Below are 19199 nucleotides of genomic sequence, written 5' to 3'. Positions count from 1 at the left end.
CCGACGCGGTGCGTGTGGCAATGCTGCGCATGCGGCGAACAGGTGCGCGTCGGTGAGCTGACGGAGCTCGGCGCGTATGCCTTCTGGGGCATTGACGATCATCGATTTCAGTTGTGTGACCGCTTCGACGTTGCCGTCGTGGGCCTTCGGTGTGGTGGTGGCCTTTCCGGTCAATGCTGCGCGCGCTGCGGAATGGGCATCGAGTGGGTCGGATTTGCCGTGGAAGCGGCGAGAGCGTCGGTCGGGGCGATCGACATCGACGACCTCGAGCCCGCTCAGGCGTAGCGCAGTGGCCAGAGTCGATCCATAACTGCCGGTACCTTCGACTCCGATTCGCTCGACCTTTCCGGCCGCGGTGATCCAGGCGATCAGGTCCACGTGGCCGGCGGCGGTGGTGGGGAATTCTCGGTCGCCGACCTCGCGTCCGAGGTGGTCGATGATCGCGGCGTGATTGGTGTTCTTGTGTGTGTCGACGCCGACGAAGACGGTGGTGCTGACATCGGGTGGATTGTCGGTCATGCTGGACATGGCTATCCCTTCGTGGTGGTGGCCACGCACCGGCCGGGGACGGCGGACAAGACTGTGATGGGACTCTTTGGACAGGCTCCTATGAAGTCACTTCGCCCCACCGGTCGCGTGTGAGCAGCAACAGCGGGTCGGGTACCGACACATCGTTCGAAGGACAGCCCACCGGGCGTCGGTCACATTGAGAGTCAGGCCCCAACCCACCGCAGATATCCAGTATCACCGGACACATTCATACTCACAGTCACATTGAGTACCCACCGGACCCCGCCCTGGTGGTGAACTCGGCCGCTGTTTCTCCACTACTGTGGTTACTCGTGCTGTCTGTCGTTCCCACACCCGTCGTCGTTCGGGCCCCGTCGAAGGTGAATCTGCATCTCTCGGTCGGTGACCTGCGCCCCGATGGCTTCCACGAGCTGACGACTGTGTTCCAGGCGCTCTCGCTCTCGGACGAACTGTCGGTGATTCCGGCCAAGGCACTCTCGGTTCGGGTGCGCGGCGACGACGCGAGAGTGGTTCCCACCGATTCACGGAATCTGGTGTGGAAGGCCGCGGAGTTGCTGGGGCGTCGGGTCGGGCGGGAGCCGTCGGTGGAGATCACCATCGACAAGGGAATTCCGGTGGCCGGTGGGATGGCAGGCGGAAGTGCCGATGCTGCCGCGACTCTGGTGGCACTGAACGCGATGTGGCATCTCGATCTCTCCCGTGACGAGCTCGACGAGGTGGCGGCCGAGCTCGGCAGCGACGTGCCGTTCTCGTTGCACGGCGGCACCGCGGTCGGAACCGGGCGCGGGGAGAAGCTGCTTCCGGTGCTCTCGCGCAACAGTTTTCACTGGGTGCTGGCGTTGGCGAAGGGCGGTCTGCAGACGCCTGCCGTCTACAACGAACTCGACGAGCTGCGCGCCAAGGGCAATCCGCCTCGCCTCGGCGGCACCGAGGATCTGATGCATGCGCTGGCGTCCGGCGATGCGCGTGCGCTCGCGCCGTTGCTCGGCAACGACCTGCAAGCCGCTGCGGTGTCGTTGATGCCGCAGTTGCGTCGCACGCTGCGCGCGGGAGTCACCGCCGGGGCGTTGGCCGGCATCGTGTCCGGTTCGGGCCCCACCTGCGCGTTCCTGTGCGCCGACGCCGACGCGGCGGTGTCGGTGAGCGCTGAATTGTCCGGTGCCGGCGTGTGCCGCACCGTCCGTGTTGCGAGTGGACCGGTTCCCGGTGCTCGTGTTGTCACTAGCGAATCGATTGGTTTTTCCTGATGGTCAATCTCGTCAATCTCGAAAACGTCAGTAAGTCCTTCGGCGTGAAACCGCTGCTCGACGGCGTCTCTCTCGGCGTGCAGGAGGGTGAACGCATCGGCATGGTCGGCCTCAACGGCGGCGGTAAGACCACGACCCTCGAAGTTCTCGCCGGCATCGAGCCGCCCGATTCGGGACGCGTCAGCCGAGTCAACGGCCTGCGGATGGCCGTCGTCACCCAGCGTGGTGTGTTGCCGCCCGGGTCGACCGTCGGCCAGGTGGTCCTCGACCCACTCGGAATGGCCGAGCACGAGTGGGCCGGAGATTCTCGGGTGCGAAACATCCTGACGGGCATCGGTATTGCCGATCTCGGACCCGCAGGCAGCTCGGGACTCGACGCGCCGATCGACAATCTCTCCGGTGGTGAGCGTCGACGAGTTGCGTTGGCAGCGGCCCTGGTTCAGGATCTCGACCTCGTGGTCCTCGACGAGCCGACCAACCACCTCGACGTCGAGGGCGTGCAATGGTTGGCTGCACACCTGGTCAGCCGTCGCAGTGCGCTGGTGGTCGTCACCCACGATCGCTGGTTCCTCGACACCGTCGCCAATCGCACGTGGGAAGTGGTCGGCGGCGGCGTCGAGGCCTACGAGGGCGGCTACAACGACTGGGTGTTCGCTCGCGCCGAGCGGTCCCGTCAGGCCGACGCGTCCGAGGAGCGTCGACGCAACCTCGCGCGCAAGGAACTGGCGTGGCTGCGCCGCGGCGCCCCGGCCCGTACCTCCAAGCCGAAGTACCGCATCGAGGCGGCCGAGGCTCTGATCGCCGACGTCCCCGCCCCGCGTGACTCCGTCGCGTTGTCCTCCTTTGCTCAGCGCCGACTCGGCAAGGTCGTCATCGAACTCGAGGACGCGCGCCTGGAGACCCCCGACGGCCGCGAATTGGTGAAGGACTTCACCTGGCGACTTGCTCCCGGTGAGCGCGTCGGTCTCGTCGGCGTCAACGGTTCGGGTAAGACGACGATGCTCCGCACGCTCGCCGGTGAACTGCAGCCGGCTTCCGGTAAGCGCATCCAGGGCCAGACCGTCAAGATCGGTTGGCTGAAGCAGGAATTGGACGACCTACCCAAGAAGCTGCGGGTTCTCGATGCGGTCAAGGAAGTGGCCGAGCGGATCACCCTGGGCGACCGAGAGATCTCTGCCGGGCAGCTCGCGGAACGGCTCGGCTTCACCCCGGCGCGGCAGCGCACCCCCGTCGGAGACCTCTCCGGCGGTGAGCGCCGTCGGCTGCAGCTGACGCGCGTGTTGATGGCCGAACCGAACGTGCTGCTGCTCGACGAGCCCACCAACGACCTGGACATCGACACCCTGCAGCAGCTCGAGGACATCCTCGACGGCTGGGCGGGCACTCTCGTCGTCATCAGTCACGATCGGTACCTGATCGAGCGCATCTGCGATTCCACCTGGGCACTGTTCGGCGACGGCAAGCTCACCAACCTGCCCGGCGGTATCGACGAGTACCTGCGCCGGCGGGCCGTCCTCGCGGCCGACGCAACGCCGGACTCGCTGACCACCGGCGGCACACCGCGGAAGGCAACCCGAGATGCCGCCTCCGAACGCGCGGCTCGCAAGGAACTCAGCAAGCTCGAGAAGCTCGTGATTCGACTCTCCAAGCGTGAGGTGGAGCTGCACGCCGAACTCGTCGACGCGTCCACCGAGCCGGGCAAGCTCGTCGCCCTCGACACCGAACTCAAGCAGGTCCTCGCCGACAAGGATGTCGCCGAGGAACGATGGATGGAACTGGCCGCCGAGCTGGAGTGAGCGGCTCCGCCGCATGTGAACGGAACTTCGTAGTCCACTACGAAGTTTCGTGCACGTGCGCGCAGCGCATACTGGAGTCATGACATCGGTCGTCGCGGAAGTACTCGGTTCGGATTTCGCCCGTCTGCATCCCAAGGTCCAGTGGCGTTTCGGATTGCAGTCCTCGGATCATCTCGCTCAGTTCGGGGTGGGCGTGATGGAGGAGATGACCCATTCTCGGCTGGTTCCGCCGCCGTTGCTGTGGGCCGGACGCAAGCGTGGTCTGTTCCCCGCAGGTGTAGGCAAGGACGTGCCGTTCACCATCGCCAACTATGCGTATGTCGACGAACTGGGCCGGGAGACACTGTCTTTCGTGCGTCGCTTCGCCTTCCCCGGTCGCCCGCAGGGAATGAATTCGGTGATGGTGTCCTCCGCCGAGTCCGACGCGTATGCCCTGGACTATCTGGGCTTCTCCTCGGACATGGTGGTGCACACCAGATGTGAGGTGGACGCCGAGGGCGGTCTGATTCTCGAGAGCGAGGTGCCGCGATTCCTCCTCGGCCCTGTGGCACCGAAATTGCCGAAGGTGGCCTCGGCGCTGACCATCGGCCGGGAGTGGTGGGACGCGTCGGAGGAACGGCATCGCATCGAGATCAAGGTCGAGAGTCCCGTGATGGGTCAGCTGTTCCTGTACCGCGGGTGGTTCACTGCGGAGGAGCGGCCCTGTGCGCCTGCCGATATCCCGGGTGACGCGCGTCCGCGGTCGGTCGAGTCTCGCGAATAGCGCTACTGTTACGCGTCGAACGATCTGCGTGTGAAGGAGTCAACAGTGGCCGTTGTCGAAGCCGAGATCGCGGGTGGCGTGGGGCATATCGTCCTGAACCGGCCGGAGGCACTGAACTCCTTGAACGGTGCCATGATCGAGGGCATCCGCGACGCCCTAGAGGCGTGGCGTGACGACGACGCGGTCAGTTCCGTTCTGGTGACCAGTAGTTCGCCGCGGGCGTTCTGCGCGGGCGGAGACATCAAGGCCATTCGGCAGGCCGTCGTCGACGGTGACGACGAGGCAGGTCGGGAGTACTTCGCGGCCGAGTACGACCTCGACGAGGTGATTGCCGGCTACCCCAAGCCGTACATCGCCGTCATCGAGGCTGCGGCCTTCGGTGGTGGGTTGGGTATCTCGATCCATGGCAGCATCCGCATCGTCACCGAGAACGCGGTGTTGGCCATGCCCGAGACGGCGATCGGCTTCGTGCCGGATGTGGGGTCGAGCTATTTTCTCTCGCGCCTACCGGGCCGTGTCGGACGGTACTTGGCGCTGACGGGAACTCGGATCACCGGTTCCGATGCGCTCGCACTGGGTTTGGCGACGCACTTCTGCCCCAGCGAGTCGGTGTCTGCTCTGAAGGCGGACATCCTCGCAGGCGTCAACGTGCACGAGGTGTTGGATCGCTACACCGCCGCACCGCCGACGGCTGAGCTGTCCTTCGACGCGGAGGCGGTGGCGGCAGTGTTCGAGAAGGAATCTCTTGTCGACATCATCGACGCGTTGGTGTGCGACACATCGTGGTCACGGACGACGAAGACTCAACTGGCGACGCTGTCGCCGACGTCCCTGATGGCCACCGACGCGCTGATCGCACGCGGGGCCGACAGTACGTTGCGCGAATGCCTCGATCGCGAACTACGGGTGGCGACGTGGATCATCACCGAGCCGGACTTCGCCGAGGGTGTTCGTGCGGTGTTGGTCGACAAGGATCGAGCGCCGCAATGGAAGCCTCTGGTACTCGAGATGGTGCGACCAGAGGCGTTCCAGCGACTGCTGTGACCGGCAGAGGTCAGCGGTAGCCCTTGGCGGGGTTCTGCAGGTCGAGCACGATGGTCTGGCCGTTGGAGCGAACGTGGATCTCGGGGTTCTGCAGGCCGCCCGAGACGAGGTACTCGCCCAGGAGCTGGAGAAGCTCGTCGGGGCCGACGGAGGTGTCGGGAGTGCGGATGTCGCCGGTGCGGCTGCCGAGCTCGTTCTGGGTCAAGCGTCCTGCGATACGGACCGATGCGACGCCCATGGCGGTGCGACGGTCGGGTGCCTGACCCCGACCGAGCGACGGCGAGGTGCCGGCGCTGGAGCCGTGAGATGTGGAGCGGCCGTTGGTGGGCAGGCCGTGTTCTGAGATCTGATCGCTTGTAGTCACTTCAACCTCGTTCGATTCCGTGGCGGGCTTATCTGGACGACGTCGATCCGCGCGGGTGGGCGCTGAAACGGTGGCGGTCGACGGTGCTGGTGCAGGCGTTGTTGCGGACGCCTTCTCGGTGGACGTGGCCTCTGTCGTCGACTTCTCGATCGAAGAGGTCTCGGCCGCCTTCTCGGCGGGCGCTGCCGCCGAAGAATCGGTGCGACCACTGATGGGTGAAGTGGAATCGGACGTCGGCGGCGTCGCCAAACGATGCGCGGGAGCGCCACCGACCTTGATCCCGGCCAATGGGTAGTTCGATCCCTTTGTCATGTCGTCTTCCACTTCATCGTGATTCCCAGGTGGTTCCGCGCCGAGATGTCACGATCGGATATCGATCAGGACGAGTCGCTCGGCGTCGAGCACGCCAAAACGTACTCTGAGTTTGTTCGGACCCGCTGAGAGTAGCATCACGATTGTTTATGACGCCATTTTTTGACCGATGTATTTGTTCTGGATCCTCAACCACACGGCAAATCCCCAGGCGACGAACGCGGCGTACACCAGGTACAGAGCGGCGGACGGGTAGAAACCGGCGATGATGAGCAGTGGTACGCCCACTACGTCCACTGCGATCCAGATCAACCAGAATTCGGTCAGTCCCCGCGCCATTCCGAAGGTTGCCAACATGGATCCGGTGAAGATCCACGCGTCGGCCCACTTGCCGAACGAGCCGAGATAGCCGAACAACTGCGCGAACACCACCGTGCCGACGATCGCGACGACGACCATCGCCATCCGCTCCCTCGTCGTGCCCCACCGTGGGAGAACGGCGGACCCCGTCTGCTTGGAATCGCGCATCCAGCGCACCAGGCCGTAGACGCTCACGGCGATGAACATCAATTGCCGACCGGCCTGGCCGTACAGGTCCAACGCTTGCGGCGTATGGAACACGCCGCCGAGAAAGACGGTGAACAGCAACGCATTTCCGATGATCCCCACCGGCCACGCCCACACGACGCGTCGCATCCCACCGATCGCGGAGAGCAACCCGAAGCCGTTTCCGACCACCTCACGCCACAGCACCGGGTTGCCGAAGACACTGAATTCGGCGTCGAGCAGCTCGATCAGCACCTGAAGAGGCTACTGATCGCCGGCGGCGACGAGTGGTTCGAGAGTCAGCTCGGGCATCTCTTTCTGGATGTACTGCAGCCGCCACTTGTCGCTGACGAGTGCCAACAGCGCGCCGTCGGTGCGAGTGAACACCTCGACACCGCGTTGGCGACCCAACTCGACCGCCGAGGCCGCGTCGGTGCGTCGGGCCAAGGAGTATCCGAGTGGTTCCATTCGAGCGTCGACGCCGAATTCGGTCTTCATTCGTGCGGTGACCACCTCGAACTGCATGGGTCCGACGGCGGCGAGAACCGGGGACGCATCGCCGCGAATGTCGTTGCGCAACACCTGCACGACGCCTTCGGAGTCGAGCTGCTCGACGGCCCGGCGGAACTTCTTGTACTTGTCGGCGCTGTCGACGCGCAGTGCGGAGAAGTGCTCGGGTGCGAACGACGGGATCGGGGGGAACTCGACCTTCTTGTCGGTGTAGAGCGTGTGGCCCGGAGCCAGGGCGGTCGCGTTCACGAGGCCGACGATGTCTCCGGGGTAGGCATTCTCGACGGTCGTTCGATCGCGACCGAACACCGTCAACGCGTACTTGGTGGTGAACGGCTTCTTGGTCTGCGAGTGCGTGACGACCATGCCGCGCTCGAACACTCCGGAGACCACGCGCATGAATGCCAGTCGGTCGCGGTGGGCGGTGTCCATGCCTGCCTGCACCTTGAACACGACGGCGCTGAACGGGTCGGTGACCTCGCGTACGCCGCCGGAGACGTCGTCACGTGGGCCGGGTGACGGCGCGAGAGCCACGAGGGTGTCGAGAATCTGCCGGACGCCGAAGTTGAGCATGGCCGAGCCGAAGATCACCGGCGACGTCTGGCCGGCCAGGAACATCTCCTGATCGTGTTGCTGACCGCTCGAGATCAGCAGATCGCTCTCCTCGACGGCGGTGTCCCAGTCGACGCCCTCGCGTTCGGCGGCTGCCTCGGCCGACATGAATTCCTCGGGCGCGATGGTTGCACCGCCGGCGGTACGGGTGAAGCGAATGTAGCTGCCGTCCTGCACGTCGAGCAGCCCGCGGAAATCGCCGGCAATGCCGACGGGCCAGTAGAGGGGCGTCGGCGTCAGGCCGATCCGCGACTCGATCTCGTCGAGCAGCTCGAGCGGCGACTGGCCCGGGCGATCCCACTTGTTGATGACGGTGATGACCGGGATGCCGAACTGGCGGCACACCTGGAACAGTTTGAGGGTCTGCGGCTCGAGGCCCTTTGCGGCGTCGATCAGCATCACGGCCGCGTCGACGGCGGTGAGCACGCGGTAGGTGTCCTCGGAGAAGTCGGCGTGGCCCGGGGTGTCGACGAGGTTGATGACGTTGGTGATCTCGGCGTCGGGGGAGGTCTGGTAATTGAACTGCAGCGCAGTCGAACTCACCGAGATACCGCGGGCCTTCTCCATCTCCATCCAGTCCGAGACGGTGGAGCGGCGGCCGGCCTTGCCGTGAATGGCACCGGCCTCGGAGATGACGCGTGCGTGCAGGGCGAGAGCTTCGGTGAGCGTCGACTTACCGGCGTCCGGGTGCGAGATCACCGCGAATGTTCGACGCCTCGCGACCTCGGTCTCGAGCTCCTTGGCCGGGCTCTTGGAGGGGCCGGGCTCGTCGAGCGTTGCCGGTCCGGACCCGTCGAGCGTTGCGTCGACGTCGGGGGTGCTGGACGGGGTACTCACGAAAACCTCATTCTCCTAGCAAGGGCGGCACCGAATCGGTCGCCGGGGCAGAAATCAAGGATACGCGGCCCGTTGTCCCCCTCGGTCGGGGCGGGAGTGCCTACTGTGAACGGTGGGCCGGGAGATCCCTCACGAGGAGATGCGCGTTGAGCAAGTTCACCGAAGAGATGTTCGAGACCGCGAGCACCAGCAAGCACGGTCTGGTCACCGGCGAGCCCGACGAGGCGCTGCGGCAGTCCTGGGGTGAGATCCACGAGCAGGCGCGTCGGATGGCCGGTGCTCTCGCGGACGCAGGCGTCGAACACGGGGACGCGATCGGCATCCTGGCCGGTCAGCCGGTGGACATCGCGCCCGCGTGCCAGGCGACGTGGATGCGCGGGGGATCGGTGACCATGCTGCACCAGCCCACTCCGAGGACCGACCTCGCCGTCTGGGGCGAGGACACCGAGACCGTCGTGCGGATGATCGAGGCCAAGGCCGTGATTCTGGGGGCTCCGTTCGACATCGCCGCACCGGTGCTCGAGGAGCGCGGCATCACCGTGCTGAAGATCGAGGACATGAAGACCGGTCGCGACATCGATCCGGTGCCGACGGCCGAATCCGATATCGCGCTGCAGCAACTCACGTCCGGTTCGACGGGTTCGCCGAAGGCGGTGCGGATCACGCACGAGAACTTCTACGTCAATGCGTACGCGATGATCGACCGCATCGAATTCGATGTCGACTCCGACGTGATGATCAGCTGGCTGCCACTGTTCCACGACATGGGGATGGTGGGCTTTCTGTCGGTGCCGATGCAGGTCGGTGCCGAGGTCGTCAGTATCACTCCGCTGGACTTTCTGCGCTCACCACTGTTGTGGGCCAAGCTGATTCACAAATACCGTGGAACTGTCACGGCAGCACCGAATTTCGCGTACTCGCTGCTGGCGCGGCGCTTGCGTCAGGCCGAGGACGATCTGGATCTCGATCTGTCGACTCTGCGGTACGCCTGGAACGGAGCCGAGCCGGTCGATCCGGACACCATGATCGCCCTCGCCGAGGCAGGTGCTCGGTACAAGCTGAACCCGTTGGCGCTCGCTCCGGTGTACGGCATGGCGGAAACAACTCTGGCAGTGTCGATTCCGGATCCCGACCAGGGGCAGGTGATCGACGTGGTCGACGCGGATCTGCTCGAAACCCTGGGACGCGCCGTCCCGTCCACCCGTGGCAACACCCGATCTCTCGCCACGCTCGGCAAGTTCGTTCCCGGGTTGGAGGGTCGCGTCGTGGACAAGGAAGGGCAGGTGCTGACCGCCCGTGGCGTCGGCATCATCGAGGTGCGGGGCAAGGCCGTCACGCCCGGATACATCACCGTCGAAGGCCCGGTGTCGACGCAAGACGCCGACGGCTGGCTCGATACCGGCGACGTCGGCTACATCACCGAGGACGAACTGGTGGTCGTGTGCGGACGCATCAAGGACGTCATCATCATGGGTGGTCGCAACATCTATCCGACCGACATCGAACGGGCCGCGGGCACTGTCGCAGGTGTGCGGCCGGGCAATGCCGTCGCCATTCGGCTCGATGCAGGCGACAAGCGTGAAAGTTTCGCCGTGGCAGTGGAAACCAACGACATCGACAATCCGGACGAAGTCAAGCGCATCGAACGCGAAGTGATCCACGCGGTGCACTCGGAGGTGGGTGTGCGGCCACGCACCGTTGCGGTGTTGGGCCCGGGCAGTATTCCGAAGACGTCGAGCGGCAAATTGCGACGGGCGAATTCGGTGTCGCTGTTGAACTGACACTGGGGGAGACCTCACACCCTTTGTGCGGGGTGCGCGTGCGCCCTCGGAAGCGAGAAGGGGCGCGCGCCTCAGAAAAAGGGTGTGAGGTTCAGCGAGGGTGCACCCTGTTCTGGGCCGCTTCGAGGCCGGCGGAGAGCAGGAGTTCGGCGGCGTCTGCGGCTTCTTCGACCACGACGCCGAGATCCTTGCGCTCGGCGGCCGAGAACGGCTTGAGCACGAACGACGCAGGATCCATTCGTCCGGGCGGACGTCCGACGCCCACGCGAACCCTCAGGTAGTCCTTGGTGCTCAGATGCTGCGAGATCGAGCGCAGCCCGTTGTGGCCGCCTTCGCCGCCGCCGAGCTTGAGCCGCAGAGAACCGAAGTCGATGTCCAATTCGTCGTGCACCACCACGACGTTCGCCGGGTCGACGGAGAAGAATCGAGCCAAGGCCGCGACCGGCTGGCCCGAGAGATTCATGAAGGTGCGCGGTTTGGCGATGATCACCGAGCGACTGCCGAGGCGAGCCTGCACGATGTCGGAGTTGGACTTCTTGTGCGAGGAGAACGTCGATCCGACGCGTCCGGCCAGGGCGTCGGCGACCATGAATCCGACGTTGTGGCGGGTCTTTTCGTACTGCGGGCCGGGATTGCCGAGGCCTACGATCAGGGCCGGCGCTTCGGGGTCAACACTCACGGTCGTCATTCTCTCATCGGTCATTCGAAACGAACGACGCGCTGCACCCGGCGTGGGAGCAGCGCGTCGTACGCGGTTCGCGGAGCGAGATCAGCTGTCGCTGTCCTTGCTGTCCTTGCTGTCCTCGTCCGAACCCTCGTGGCTCTCCGCCTCTTCCTGAGTCTCGGCTTCGCCTTCCTCGGAGATCGGCTCGGTGCCTTCGCCTTCGGCCTCGAGCTCTTCCTCGGACGGTGCCTCGGTGACGTTGACGAGCAGCTGCTCGGGGTCGGACATCAAGGTGACACCGTCAGGCAGCTGGACATCGCTCGCGTAGTACTGCGTGTCGATCTGGGCGTCCTCGACGGAGATGACGAAGTTCTCGGGGATCTCCAGAGCGTCGGCCTCGATCTCGATGTACGTAGAGTCGGTGACGACCAGGGTGCCCGGAGCGGCATCGCCTTCGACGATGATGTTGACCTCGACGGTGACGCGCTCGCCCTTGTTCAGGACGAGGAGGTCGGCGTGCTCGATGCTGCGACGGATCGGGTGCACGACGATCGACTTGGTCAGTGCCAGCTGCGACTTGCCGTCGATGTCGAGGGTCAGCACAGCGTTGGTGCCATCGTTACGCAGCACGGCTGCGAACGCGCGAGCGTCGAGCGCGAGGTGCTGGGGGTCGGTGCCGTGTCCGTAGAGAACGGCCGGAACCTGGCCGTCACGGCGGGTGCGGCGAGCCGCGCCCTTGCCGAATTCGGTGCGGACCTGCGCGGTGAGATTGTTTACCTTCGATGCCATGGTGCTGAATGCTCCTGATAAAAGTGGTTCGTGCGGCGTACTTCGTCGGGCGGTCAAGCTCGTCGGGGCGGACACGAACGAGCGCGGCCAACGGGGCCGAGCCGCGTCGATAACGGTGGATCCGGAATTCATCGGATCTACCCTCGCCGAGACAACCTGGAAGACAATACACGACCAGGTCATGTGCGCGGAAGTTCGACCCCTGCTACGAACTACCGTGCACGTGCGAGCGCAGCGAGCAACTCGGCAGCTATGCCGCGCGCCACGGAGACCGCATCGTCTCGGCCACCTGCCGTCCCCATCACCACCGCACCCTCGTGCACTACCGACAGTCGGGTTCCCAGCTGCTCGGCATCGGGGTATCCGGCCTCGGCGGCCAGTCGCGCGAACAACGATCTCGTCCAGTTCTTCTCCGACTCGATGATCGCGACCACCGGACTGTCGGTGCCGCCGAACTCGGCGAACGCATTGACGAATCCGCAGCCGCGATGGTTGTCGCGCATCCACAGGTCGAGTGCGTCGTACACCCCGAGGATGCGCGCGTCGCCGGGCTCGAGGGACTCGACGTACTGCGTCACGTGATCGCACCACAGGCCGTATCGGCGGGTGAGGTAGTGCTGTACCAGGCCGTCCTTCGAGCCGAAGCGGTCGTACAGGGTCTTCTTCGTGGTGCCGGCCTCCTCGGCGATGAGGTCGACTCCGACGGCGCGGATGCCGCGGGCGTAGAACAGCTCGCTGGCGACGGTGAGGATGCGTTCCCCTGCGGGGGTGAGCGGCTTGTCGAGCATGACGACCTTTCGAAAGCGCTGGTCAGCGGTAGGTGCACTGCAAGTATACAGACCTGTATGTTTACATCGATTCATGAAAGCAAATGTCGACGTCATCGCGGGTACGGCCCTGGTGGTGCTGTGGAGTTCGGGATTCATCGGTGGCGAGCTCGGTACGGCCCAAGCGCCCGCTCATACCCTGCTGGCCTGGCGATACCTTGCCGCTGCACTGCTGCTGATCGCCTGGTGCGGATACCGGCACCTGACGCCCACCTGGCATGCGGTCCGCATCCACACGGTCATCGGCCTGTTCTGCCAGTTCCTCTACCTCGGTGCCACGATCACCGGCATCGGGATGGGCGTGCCACCCGGCGTCGCCGCCCTGATCGCCGCGCTGCAGCCCCTGGTGGTCGCGATGGCGTCGAGCAGGATGTTCGGTGAACGCGTCGGCGGCCGGCAGACGCTGGGACTCGTCGTCGGGATCGCGGGTGTCTCGTTGGTGGTGGTCGGAGACATGTCCGGTGCCGATCTCGCGTGGCCGGTCTACCTACTCCCCGCCGCGGGGATGCTGGCGCTGTCGGTGGGCACGATCGGTCAACGGATGCTGGCACCGAAGGAGCCGATCGCGCTGGCAATGGCCATCCAATGTTCCATCAGCGCAGTCGGATTCATGACGTGGAGTGCGCTGGCCGGAGACGTCGCACCGCCGATGACGTCGGGCTTTCTCGCGGCTGTTGCCTGGACGGTCGTGCTCTCGACCTTCGGGGCATACAGCGCGTACCTGTTCGTCGTGCGTCGCAACGGACCGACTCGCGCCAGCGTGCTGCTCTACCTGACCCCGCCGACGACCATGCTGTGGGCATTCGTGATGTTCGGCGACGCGATCACCTGGCTCGGAATCGGTGGACTCCTGGTTTCTGCAATCGGTGTGGCTGCCTATGTGAGCGACGGTTCGACGGGTCGTTCCGCCGGCTCCACTCCTGCCGACCCTGCTACGAAGTGTCACTCACGTGCGAGCGCAGCGAGCATCGTGTCCAGTTCGGCGAATGTGACGAAATAGTGGGGAGACGCGCGGACGACGGCGTCGAGTCCCCGGCCCTCCATGTCCACTCGCGTCGAGCCCCGGTGGCTGACCGTCACCGTCACCGAGCTGTCGGAGAGTCGGTCGCGCACGGCCACGGGATCTTCGCCGTCGACGGTGAAGGAGACGATGCCACTCCTGTGATCGCCGAGGTCCCGCACTGTCACTCCGGGAATTCGTCCGAGCCCGGCACGTAGGTATTCGGCGCGTTCGACAACTGCTTCTTCGACGTGGTCGACGCCGAGCTCGAGGAGATAGTCGACGGCAGCACCGAGCGCGAGCCTGGCCGCGACGTCGCATTCCCAGAACTCGAATCGCGTGGCGTCGTCGGCCATTCGATACGTCTGTCGGTCGACCCATTGGGCGCTGTGCAGGTCCAGGGCCGGCGGATGCAGCGTCGACGCCAATCCGGGACGCAGGTACAGGAAGCCGGTTCCGCGGGGGCCGCGAAGCCATTTGCGACCGGTGGCGGAGAGCGCATCGACGCCCAATTCCTCGACGTCGACGCGCATCTGCCCGATGGATTGGCAGGCGTCGAGCAGCACCAGAGCCCCGTGGCGGTGCGCGAGATCTGCGACGGCACGAGCAGGGTTGATCAGGCCCCCGTTGGTCGGCGCGTGTACCACCGAGACCAGTTTCACGCGGTCGTCGAGCATGGTTGTCAGCGCGTCGACGTCGATCCGTCCCGACCCGTCACTCGGGACGATCTCCACCGTCGCGCCCGTGACCTCGGCGCGGTGGAGTGCGGAGATGGCATTGCTGGCGTACTCGGCCTCGCACAGCAGGATCCGATCACCAGGGGAGAGGGGTACCGAGTAGAAGAAGTCCGTCCAGGCCCGCGTCGCAGAATCACTCAGTGCGATGCTCGACGCCGGGGCTCCGATCAGATTTCCGATCGAGGTCTTGACGGCTGCGAGGTCGTCGAGCCGCTCGTTCGCGGCCCGGTAGCCACCGATTTCTGCTTCTCGCCGCAGATGTGCGATCGCGGTATCGAGGACGACGGTCGGGGGCAACGAGGACCCGGCGCTGTCGAGAAACACCCGGCCTGACGCACCGGGGGTGTCACGTCGAATGCGGTCGTGATCGAGCATCGGTGGTCCTTTCGGTAGCGAACTCTCGGGCACCAGAGTTCCACAATCGGTAGCCTCGACAGGGCGCGGGATCGCGGCGTTTTCGATCCCCGCAGCTGGGTACGTTCGGTAGCGAAGAACGTGTTGAGTGCGGAAAGAAGGAATGAGTGTCGTCCAACGAGAAGTCCCTCGAGCTGAGCTCACGCCCGGCAGCAGAGGCATACGTGTCGAAGGTGTGTTTCAAGCTGGGGCCACCGGCCCTGATCGGTGCCGAACTCGAGTGGCTCACCGCCCTCGACGACGGAACGCGTCCCACCCTTTCTGCGCTCGCAGCCGCGCTCGGTGATCATTCCCCGCGCAGTATCGCTCCCGAGTCGCCCGCCCAGGCGTTGCCGGGCGGAAGCATCGTCACCGTCGAACCCGGCGGCCAAGTCGAATTGTCCAGTTCGCCTTATACATCCGTTTCCGATCTCGCGCCGATGCTCGACGCGGATGCCCGGTTGTTGCGCGAGATGCTCAACGGCTCCGGCATCGACATCCTCGCTGTTCCGGCCGACGCGACTCGCGCCCCCGAACGGCTTCTCGCCCTGCCGCGGTACTGCGCGATGGAAAGCCGATTCACCACCATCGGCCCGTACGGCAAGCTGATGATGTGCAACACCGCAGCGACACAGGTGAGCGTCGACGCCGGCCGGGATCGCGCCGACGTTGCCGCGCGTTGGCGGATGCTCCACGTGATCGGCCCTGCATTCGTGGCTGCCTTCGCGCGCTCGCCCGAACTCGCCGGAGCTCCCGATGGAGCGTGGGCATCCCAGCGCATGCGGACGTGGCTCGAACTGGACTCCAGCAGAACGGATTCCAGTAGAACTGCGGTACCGAACACCGGTGACCCGATCGCGGACTATGCCAGCTGGGCACTCGACGTGCCACTGCTCTGCATCCAGGGCACCACGCAGAACTGGGAAGCGCCGGCGGGCACCACGTTCGCTCAGTGGTTGGACGATCCCGACATCGTCGGCCGCACAGCGACTCACGGTGATCTCGACTATCACCTGACCACCTTGTTCCCTCGGGTGCGCGCCTGCGGCTACTTCGAGATTCGCTATCTCGACACCCAGCCGGACGGCCAGTGGGTGGTTCCCGCAGCCGCGTTCGAGGCGTTGCTGTCCACACCCGAGCTGGTGGCTCGCGCCACCGAGATCGGACTTGGGACGGCCGGACGCTGGCTCGACGCGGCTCGCGTCGGGCTGGCAGATCGCGATCTTCGCACTGCCGCAACCGAACTGCTCGATCTCGCAGCGGAGGTCGGCGGGGAGTACTCCGATCACCTCGCTGCGGCATCTCGCCGGTGCAGTTCAGGCGAGCCTCCCAGTGAATTCGATATGGCATCGCCGGATTTTCGGAATCGAAAGGAATCGGTGTGAGCGCCGAACAACTCAGGAGCAGGATCGAAACGGTCCTCACTCGCAGTCGTGCCCGCAGTGCGGCACTCACCGATTGTGTGGACGAGACCGAACTGATGGCACAGCATTCGCCGTTGATGAGTCCGCTGGTCTGGGACCTCGCGCACATCGGCAGTCAGGAAGAGCTCTGGCTCGTCCGTGACGTCGGCGGTCGTGATCCGGTGCGTCCCGATATCGACGAGCTGTACGACGCGTTCAAGCACTCGCGTTCGTCGCGCACGTCGCTTCCGATGCTCACTCCGGACGAGGCGCGCGTCTATGTGCAGACCGTCCGCGACAAGGCCTGGGACGTGTTGGATCGCAGTACGTTTCAAGGTAGGCCCGTCGAGAAGCACGGTTTTGCTTTCGGGATGATTGCCCAGCACGAACAGCAGCACGACGAGACCATGCTCGCGACCCATCAATTGCGCGTCGGGCCTGCGGTTCTGACGGCTCCTGCTCCGCCTGCCTCCACGGTGCCGGTGTCGGGTGAGGCCGTCATCGCCGGTGGCCCGTTCTCGATGGGGACCTCGCTCGACCCGTGGGCACTGGACAACGAGCGCCCGGCTCATGCCGTGCACGTACCGACGTTCGCCATCGACCGAGCCCCGATCACCAACGCGCAGTTCACGGATTTCATCGCCGACGGCGGTTACGAACGCCGTGAACTGTGGACCGAGAAGGGCTGGCAACATCGCGTCGATGCGAATCTGACGGCTCCTCAGTTCTGGGAGACCGATTCCGACGGCACGTGGTGGCGTCGCAGCTTCGGCGTGCGTAAGCCGGTGCGCCCGCATCAGGCTGTGGTGCACGTCAGCTGGTTCGAGGCCGACGCCTACGCCCGCTGGGCAGGTAAGCGTCTGCCGACGGAGGCCGAGTGGGAGAAGGCCGCGCGCTTCGACGCCGCGACCGGCACCAGCCGGGCGTACCCGTGGGGTGACGCCGAACCCACTGCTGCACATGCCAATCTGAATCAGCGGCATCTGGAACCGGCGGACATCGGTGCGTATCCCGACGGTGCCTCCCCCTCCGGTGTGCATCACCTCATCGGTGACGTGTGGGAGTGGACGTCCTCGGACTTCGAGCCGTACCCCGGCTTCGAGGCGTTCCCCTACGCCGAATACTCCGAGGTGTTTCTTCGCGGCGACTACAAGGTGTTGCGCGGCGGCTCGTTCGGAACCGACGAGGTGGCGTGCCGAGGCACGTTCCGCAACTGGGACCATCCGATTCGCCGGCAGATCTTCAGTGGGTTCCGGTTGGCCCGCGACGTCGAGCCCAGCTGAATGTGCCGTCACCTCGGGTATCTCGGCCCTCGCACCTCCGTCGGGGGAGTGCTCACGGACGGCGATCACAGCCTGCGTGTGCAGTCGTATGCCCCCGACGACATGCGCGGCGGCGGCACCATCAACGCCGACGGATTCGGTGTGGCCTGGTGGCAGGCCGGTTCCGTTCGCAGCTACCGCAATCCCATGCCCATCTGGACCGACCCGGCAGTGGATGACGTTCTGCCGCAGCTCGAGTCGACGTCGGTGATCGCCGCGGTGCGATCGGCCACGGTGGGAATGCCGGTGGAACGCTCGGCTTGCGCCCCGTTCACCGACGGCCGCTGGGCATTCAGTCACAACGGTGTGGTCCGCGGCTGGCCATACTCGCTGACCGATCTGTGGTCCGAGGTACCACCCGAGGATGCACTCACGTTGCCGGCTCCGACCGACGCAGCGGCTGTCTGGATAGTGTTGCGGCAGTTGCTCGCAACCCTGGAGCCGGCAGTGGCCCTGGCCACTTTGGTGCGGCGCATCGAAGCGCGGGCGCCGGGCTCCAGGCTCAACTTCCTCCTCGGTGATGGGGAAAACCTGTACGCCACCGCAGTGCATCACGCATTGTCCGTCCGCAGTTCCGGCGACGCCGTCACTATTGCGTCCGAACCCACCGACGACCACTCCGACTGGACGCCCATCGACGACCGCAGTCTTGTCGTCGCCACGGCATCGGATTTCACCGTTTCCCGTCTCGATGAAGAGGAGCACAGATGAGCACTGTCGAGGTACACCTCGCAGACACGGCACTGGTGGACGAATTACGCAAGGACGTGCGGGACGGGCTCACATCCGATCCGAAGTGGCTCTCGCCCAAGTACTTCTACGACGCCGTGGGCAGCGAGTTGTTCGAGCAGATCACCGTCCTGCCGGAGTACTACCCGACCCGAACCGAGCGGGCACTGCTCGAAGAACATGCCCTCGATATCGCCGAGGCAACCGAATCCACGATGTTGATCGAGCTGGGCTCGGGTTCATCGGAGAAGACGAAGATCCTGCTCGCGGCCGGGGTCAAGCATGGCTCATTGCAAACGTATGTGCCGCAGGATGTATCGGTCACGGCGCTGGAAGGTGCAATCGAGCAGCTCTCGCTGGAGTTCCCCGCCCTCGACGTGCGCGGCATCGTCAGCGATTTCACCGACACTCTGAGCAATCTGCCGGACGGCCTTCGGCGGACGATTGCGTTCCTCGGTGGAACCCTGGGCAACCTCATTCCCGAGGAGCGCGACGAGTTCCTGGGGGCTATCGCCGGTGCCCTGGATTCGGGCGAGTACCTGTTGCTCGGTGTCGGGCTGGTCATCGACCCGGACGTGCTGGTCCCGGCATACGACGACGCCGCAGGGGTGACTGCGCAGTTCAATCGAAACGTGCTGTCGGTGATCAACTCTCGGCTCGGTGGGAACTTCGATGTCGATGCGTTCGAGCACGTCGCCCTGTGGAACGCCGAGCAGGAGTGGATCGAGATGCGGCTCCGCGCCACGTCGGCGCAGGAGGTGTACCTCACCGATCTCGATCTGCACGTGCACTTCGATGAGGGCGAGGAACTGCGCACCGAGATCTCGGCGAAGTTTCGACCGGAAGGCATCACCGAAGAACTCGCCGCAGCGGGATTCGACGTCGAGCATCTGTGGTCCGACGCAGATTCCCGCTTCGCGCTCATCCTCGCGCGCAAGGTCTAGTAGCTCGCGCCAAGTGGGCACCAGTGCACGCTACTGCCGCCGATCGAC

General features: G+C 65.1%; 19 protein-coding genes. 11 read left to right on the top strand and 8 right to left on the bottom strand.

From position 1 onward, the window contains the following. The coding region (locus tag MTX34_RS03250) for an IS110 family transposase (protein ID WP_243608426.1) at window positions 1–519 on the bottom strand (519 nt) is incomplete at its 3' end. A gap of 323 nt (window positions 520–842) precedes the next feature. Between MTX34_RS03250 and MTX34_RS03245 the strand changes: the two genes are divergently transcribed. From MTX34_RS03245 to MTX34_RS03230, 4 genes are all read left to right on the top strand, one after another. Beyond that, on the top strand, window positions 843–1778 hold the full coding sequence (locus MTX34_RS03245; RefSeq protein ID WP_243608425.1) for a 4-(cytidine 5'-diphospho)-2-C-methyl-D-erythritol kinase: 936 nt from the start codon (window positions 843–845) through the stop codon (window positions 1776–1778). Next, window positions 1778–3574 (top strand): ABC-F family ATP-binding cassette domain-containing protein, encoded by a 1797-nt coding sequence (locus MTX34_RS03240; RefSeq protein ID WP_243596218.1) that lies wholly within the window; start codon window positions 1778–1780, stop codon window positions 3572–3574. The genes MTX34_RS03245 and MTX34_RS03240 overlap by 1 nt, the downstream gene beginning before the upstream one ends. A gap of 79 nt (window positions 3575–3653) precedes the next feature. Next, entirely contained in the window at window positions 3654–4337 is a 684-nt protein-coding gene (locus MTX34_RS03235) for a DUF4166 domain-containing protein (RefSeq protein ID WP_243608424.1), read from the top strand. Window positions 4338–4382: 45 nt separating this feature from the next. Next, window positions 4383–5381 (top strand): enoyl-CoA hydratase/isomerase family protein, encoded by a 999-nt coding sequence (locus MTX34_RS03230; protein WP_243608423.1) that lies wholly within the window; start codon window positions 4383–4385, stop codon window positions 5379–5381. Window positions 5382–5391: 10 nt separating this feature from the next. On the opposite strand, the gene MTX34_RS03225 is transcribed toward MTX34_RS03230, so the two are convergent. Next, window positions 5392–5745: a hypothetical protein gene (locus MTX34_RS03225; RefSeq protein WP_243596221.1), complete on the bottom strand. Its 354-nt coding sequence runs from the start codon at window positions 5743–5745 to the stop codon at window positions 5392–5394. Window positions 5746–5815: 70 nt separating this feature from the next. Here MTX34_RS03225 and MTX34_RS03220 point away from each other — a divergent pair, with 70 nt between their 5' ends. After that, window positions 5816–6040 carry a hypothetical protein gene (locus tag MTX34_RS03220; protein ID WP_243608422.1) on the top strand — a complete coding sequence of 75 codons (225 nt, stop codon included), beginning with the start codon at window positions 5816–5818 and terminating at the stop codon, window positions 6038–6040. 164 nt (window positions 6041–6204) lie between these two features. Here the strand turns inward: MTX34_RS03220 and pnuC are convergent, their stop codons facing one another. Beyond that, window positions 6205–6858, bottom strand: coding sequence for a nicotinamide riboside transporter PnuC (gene pnuC, locus MTX34_RS03215; RefSeq protein ID WP_243608421.1), 654 nt, complete (start codon window positions 6856–6858; stop codon window positions 6205–6207). 9 nt (window positions 6859–6867) lie between these two features. Further along, complete coding sequence (locus tag MTX34_RS03210) at window positions 6868–8562, bottom strand: peptide chain release factor 3 (RefSeq protein WP_243608420.1); 1695 nt, start codon at window positions 8560–8562, stop codon at window positions 6868–6870. Between the two features lie 146 nt (window positions 8563–8708). On the opposite strand from MTX34_RS03210, the gene MTX34_RS03205 reads away from it, so the two are divergent. Then, the gene (locus tag MTX34_RS03205; RefSeq protein WP_243608419.1) at window positions 8709–10343 is read left to right on the top strand and encodes a fatty acyl-AMP ligase; all 1635 of its coding nucleotides are present in this window, start codon (window positions 8709–8711) and stop codon (window positions 10341–10343) included. Window positions 10344–10434: 91 nt separating this feature from the next. Here MTX34_RS03205 and pth read toward each other — a convergent pair whose 3' ends face one another. The 3 genes from pth to MTX34_RS03190 form a co-directional block, all read right to left on the bottom strand. Next, complete coding sequence (gene pth, locus MTX34_RS03200) at window positions 10435–11022, bottom strand: aminoacyl-tRNA hydrolase (protein ID WP_243596226.1); 588 nt, start codon at window positions 11020–11022, stop codon at window positions 10435–10437. A gap of 90 nt (window positions 11023–11112) precedes the next feature. Then, entirely contained in the window at window positions 11113–11796 is a 684-nt protein-coding gene (locus tag MTX34_RS03195) for a 50S ribosomal protein L25/general stress protein Ctc (protein WP_243596227.1), read from the bottom strand. A gap of 212 nt (window positions 11797–12008) precedes the next feature. Further along, on the bottom strand, window positions 12009–12584 hold the full coding sequence (locus MTX34_RS03190; RefSeq protein ID WP_243596228.1) for a TetR/AcrR family transcriptional regulator: 576 nt from the start codon (window positions 12582–12584) through the stop codon (window positions 12009–12011). A 73-nt stretch (window positions 12585–12657) separates the two neighbouring features. Here MTX34_RS03190 and MTX34_RS03185 point away from each other — a divergent pair, with 73 nt between their 5' ends. Then, on the top strand, window positions 12658–13623 hold the full coding sequence (locus tag MTX34_RS03185) for a DMT family transporter (protein ID WP_243608418.1): 966 nt from the start codon (window positions 12658–12660) through the stop codon (window positions 13621–13623). On the opposite strand, the gene MTX34_RS03180 is transcribed toward MTX34_RS03185, so the two are convergent. Continuing rightward, on the bottom strand, window positions 13566–14735 hold the full coding sequence (locus MTX34_RS03180; protein WP_243608417.1) for an aminotransferase class V-fold PLP-dependent enzyme: 1170 nt from the start codon (window positions 14733–14735) through the stop codon (window positions 13566–13568). The genes MTX34_RS03185 and MTX34_RS03180 overlap by 58 nt on opposite strands. Window positions 14736–14881: 146 nt before the next feature. Here MTX34_RS03180 and egtA point away from each other — a divergent pair, with 146 nt between their 5' ends. The 4 genes from egtA to egtD are packed head-to-tail and all read left to right on the top strand — an operon-like array spanning window position 14882 to window position 19151. Continuing rightward, window positions 14882–16138, top strand: a complete 1257-nt coding sequence (egtA, locus tag MTX34_RS03175; protein ID WP_243608416.1) for an ergothioneine biosynthesis glutamate--cysteine ligase EgtA — start codon at window positions 14882–14884, stop codon at window positions 16136–16138. Next, the gene (gene egtB / locus MTX34_RS03170; RefSeq protein ID WP_243608415.1) at window positions 16135–17439 is read left to right on the top strand and encodes an ergothioneine biosynthesis protein EgtB; all 1305 of its coding nucleotides are present in this window, start codon (window positions 16135–16137) and stop codon (window positions 17437–17439) included. Before egtA ends, egtB begins: the two co-directional genes overlap by 4 nt. Continuing rightward, window positions 17440–18189 (top strand): ergothioneine biosynthesis protein EgtC, encoded by a 750-nt coding sequence (gene egtC, locus MTX34_RS03165; RefSeq protein WP_243608414.1) that lies wholly within the window; start codon window positions 17440–17442, stop codon window positions 18187–18189. Further along, window positions 18186–19151 carry an L-histidine N(alpha)-methyltransferase gene (gene egtD / locus MTX34_RS03160; RefSeq protein WP_243608413.1) on the top strand — a complete coding sequence of 322 codons (966 nt, stop codon included), beginning with the start codon at window positions 18186–18188 and terminating at the stop codon, window positions 19149–19151. The genes egtC and egtD overlap by 4 nt, the downstream gene beginning before the upstream one ends. The last annotated feature ends 48 nt before the right edge of the window (window positions 19152–19199 follow it).

Source organism: Rhodococcus sp. ARC_M5 (genome assembly GCF_022810405.1).
GTDB lineage: Bacteria > Actinomycetota > Actinomycetes > Mycobacteriales > Mycobacteriaceae > Rhodococcoides > Rhodococcoides navarretei.
Note: the sequence above shows the minus strand (reverse complement) of the source record. Positions and strands in the feature narration are given on the sequence as shown.

Coding starts and splice junctions, on each gene's coding strand:
- MTX34_RS03240 (WP_243596218.1), top strand. CDS start 1,778: ATGGTCAATCTCGTCAATCTCGAAAACGTCAGTAAGTCCTTCGGCGTG.
- MTX34_RS03235 (WP_243608424.1), top strand. CDS start 3,654: ATGACATCGGTCGTCGCGGAAGTACTCGGTTCGGATTTCGCCCGTCTG.
- MTX34_RS03195 (WP_243596227.1), bottom strand. CDS start 11,796: ATGGCATCGAAGGTAAACAATCTCACCGCGCAGGTCCGCACCGAATTC.
- MTX34_RS03190 (WP_243596228.1), bottom strand. CDS start 12,584: ATGCTCGACAAGCCGCTCACCCCCGCAGGGGAACGCATCCTCACCGTC.
- MTX34_RS03185 (WP_243608418.1), top strand. CDS start 12,658: ATGAAAGCAAATGTCGACGTCATCGCGGGTACGGCCCTGGTGGTGCTG.
- MTX34_RS03180 (WP_243608417.1), bottom strand. CDS start 14,735: ATGCTCGATCACGACCGCATTCGACGTGACACCCCCGGTGCGTCAGGC.
- egtC (WP_243608414.1), top strand. CDS start 17,440: ATGTGCCGTCACCTCGGGTATCTCGGCCCTCGCACCTCCGTCGGGGGA.
- egtD (WP_243608413.1), top strand. CDS start 18,186: ATGAGCACTGTCGAGGTACACCTCGCAGACACGGCACTGGTGGACGAA.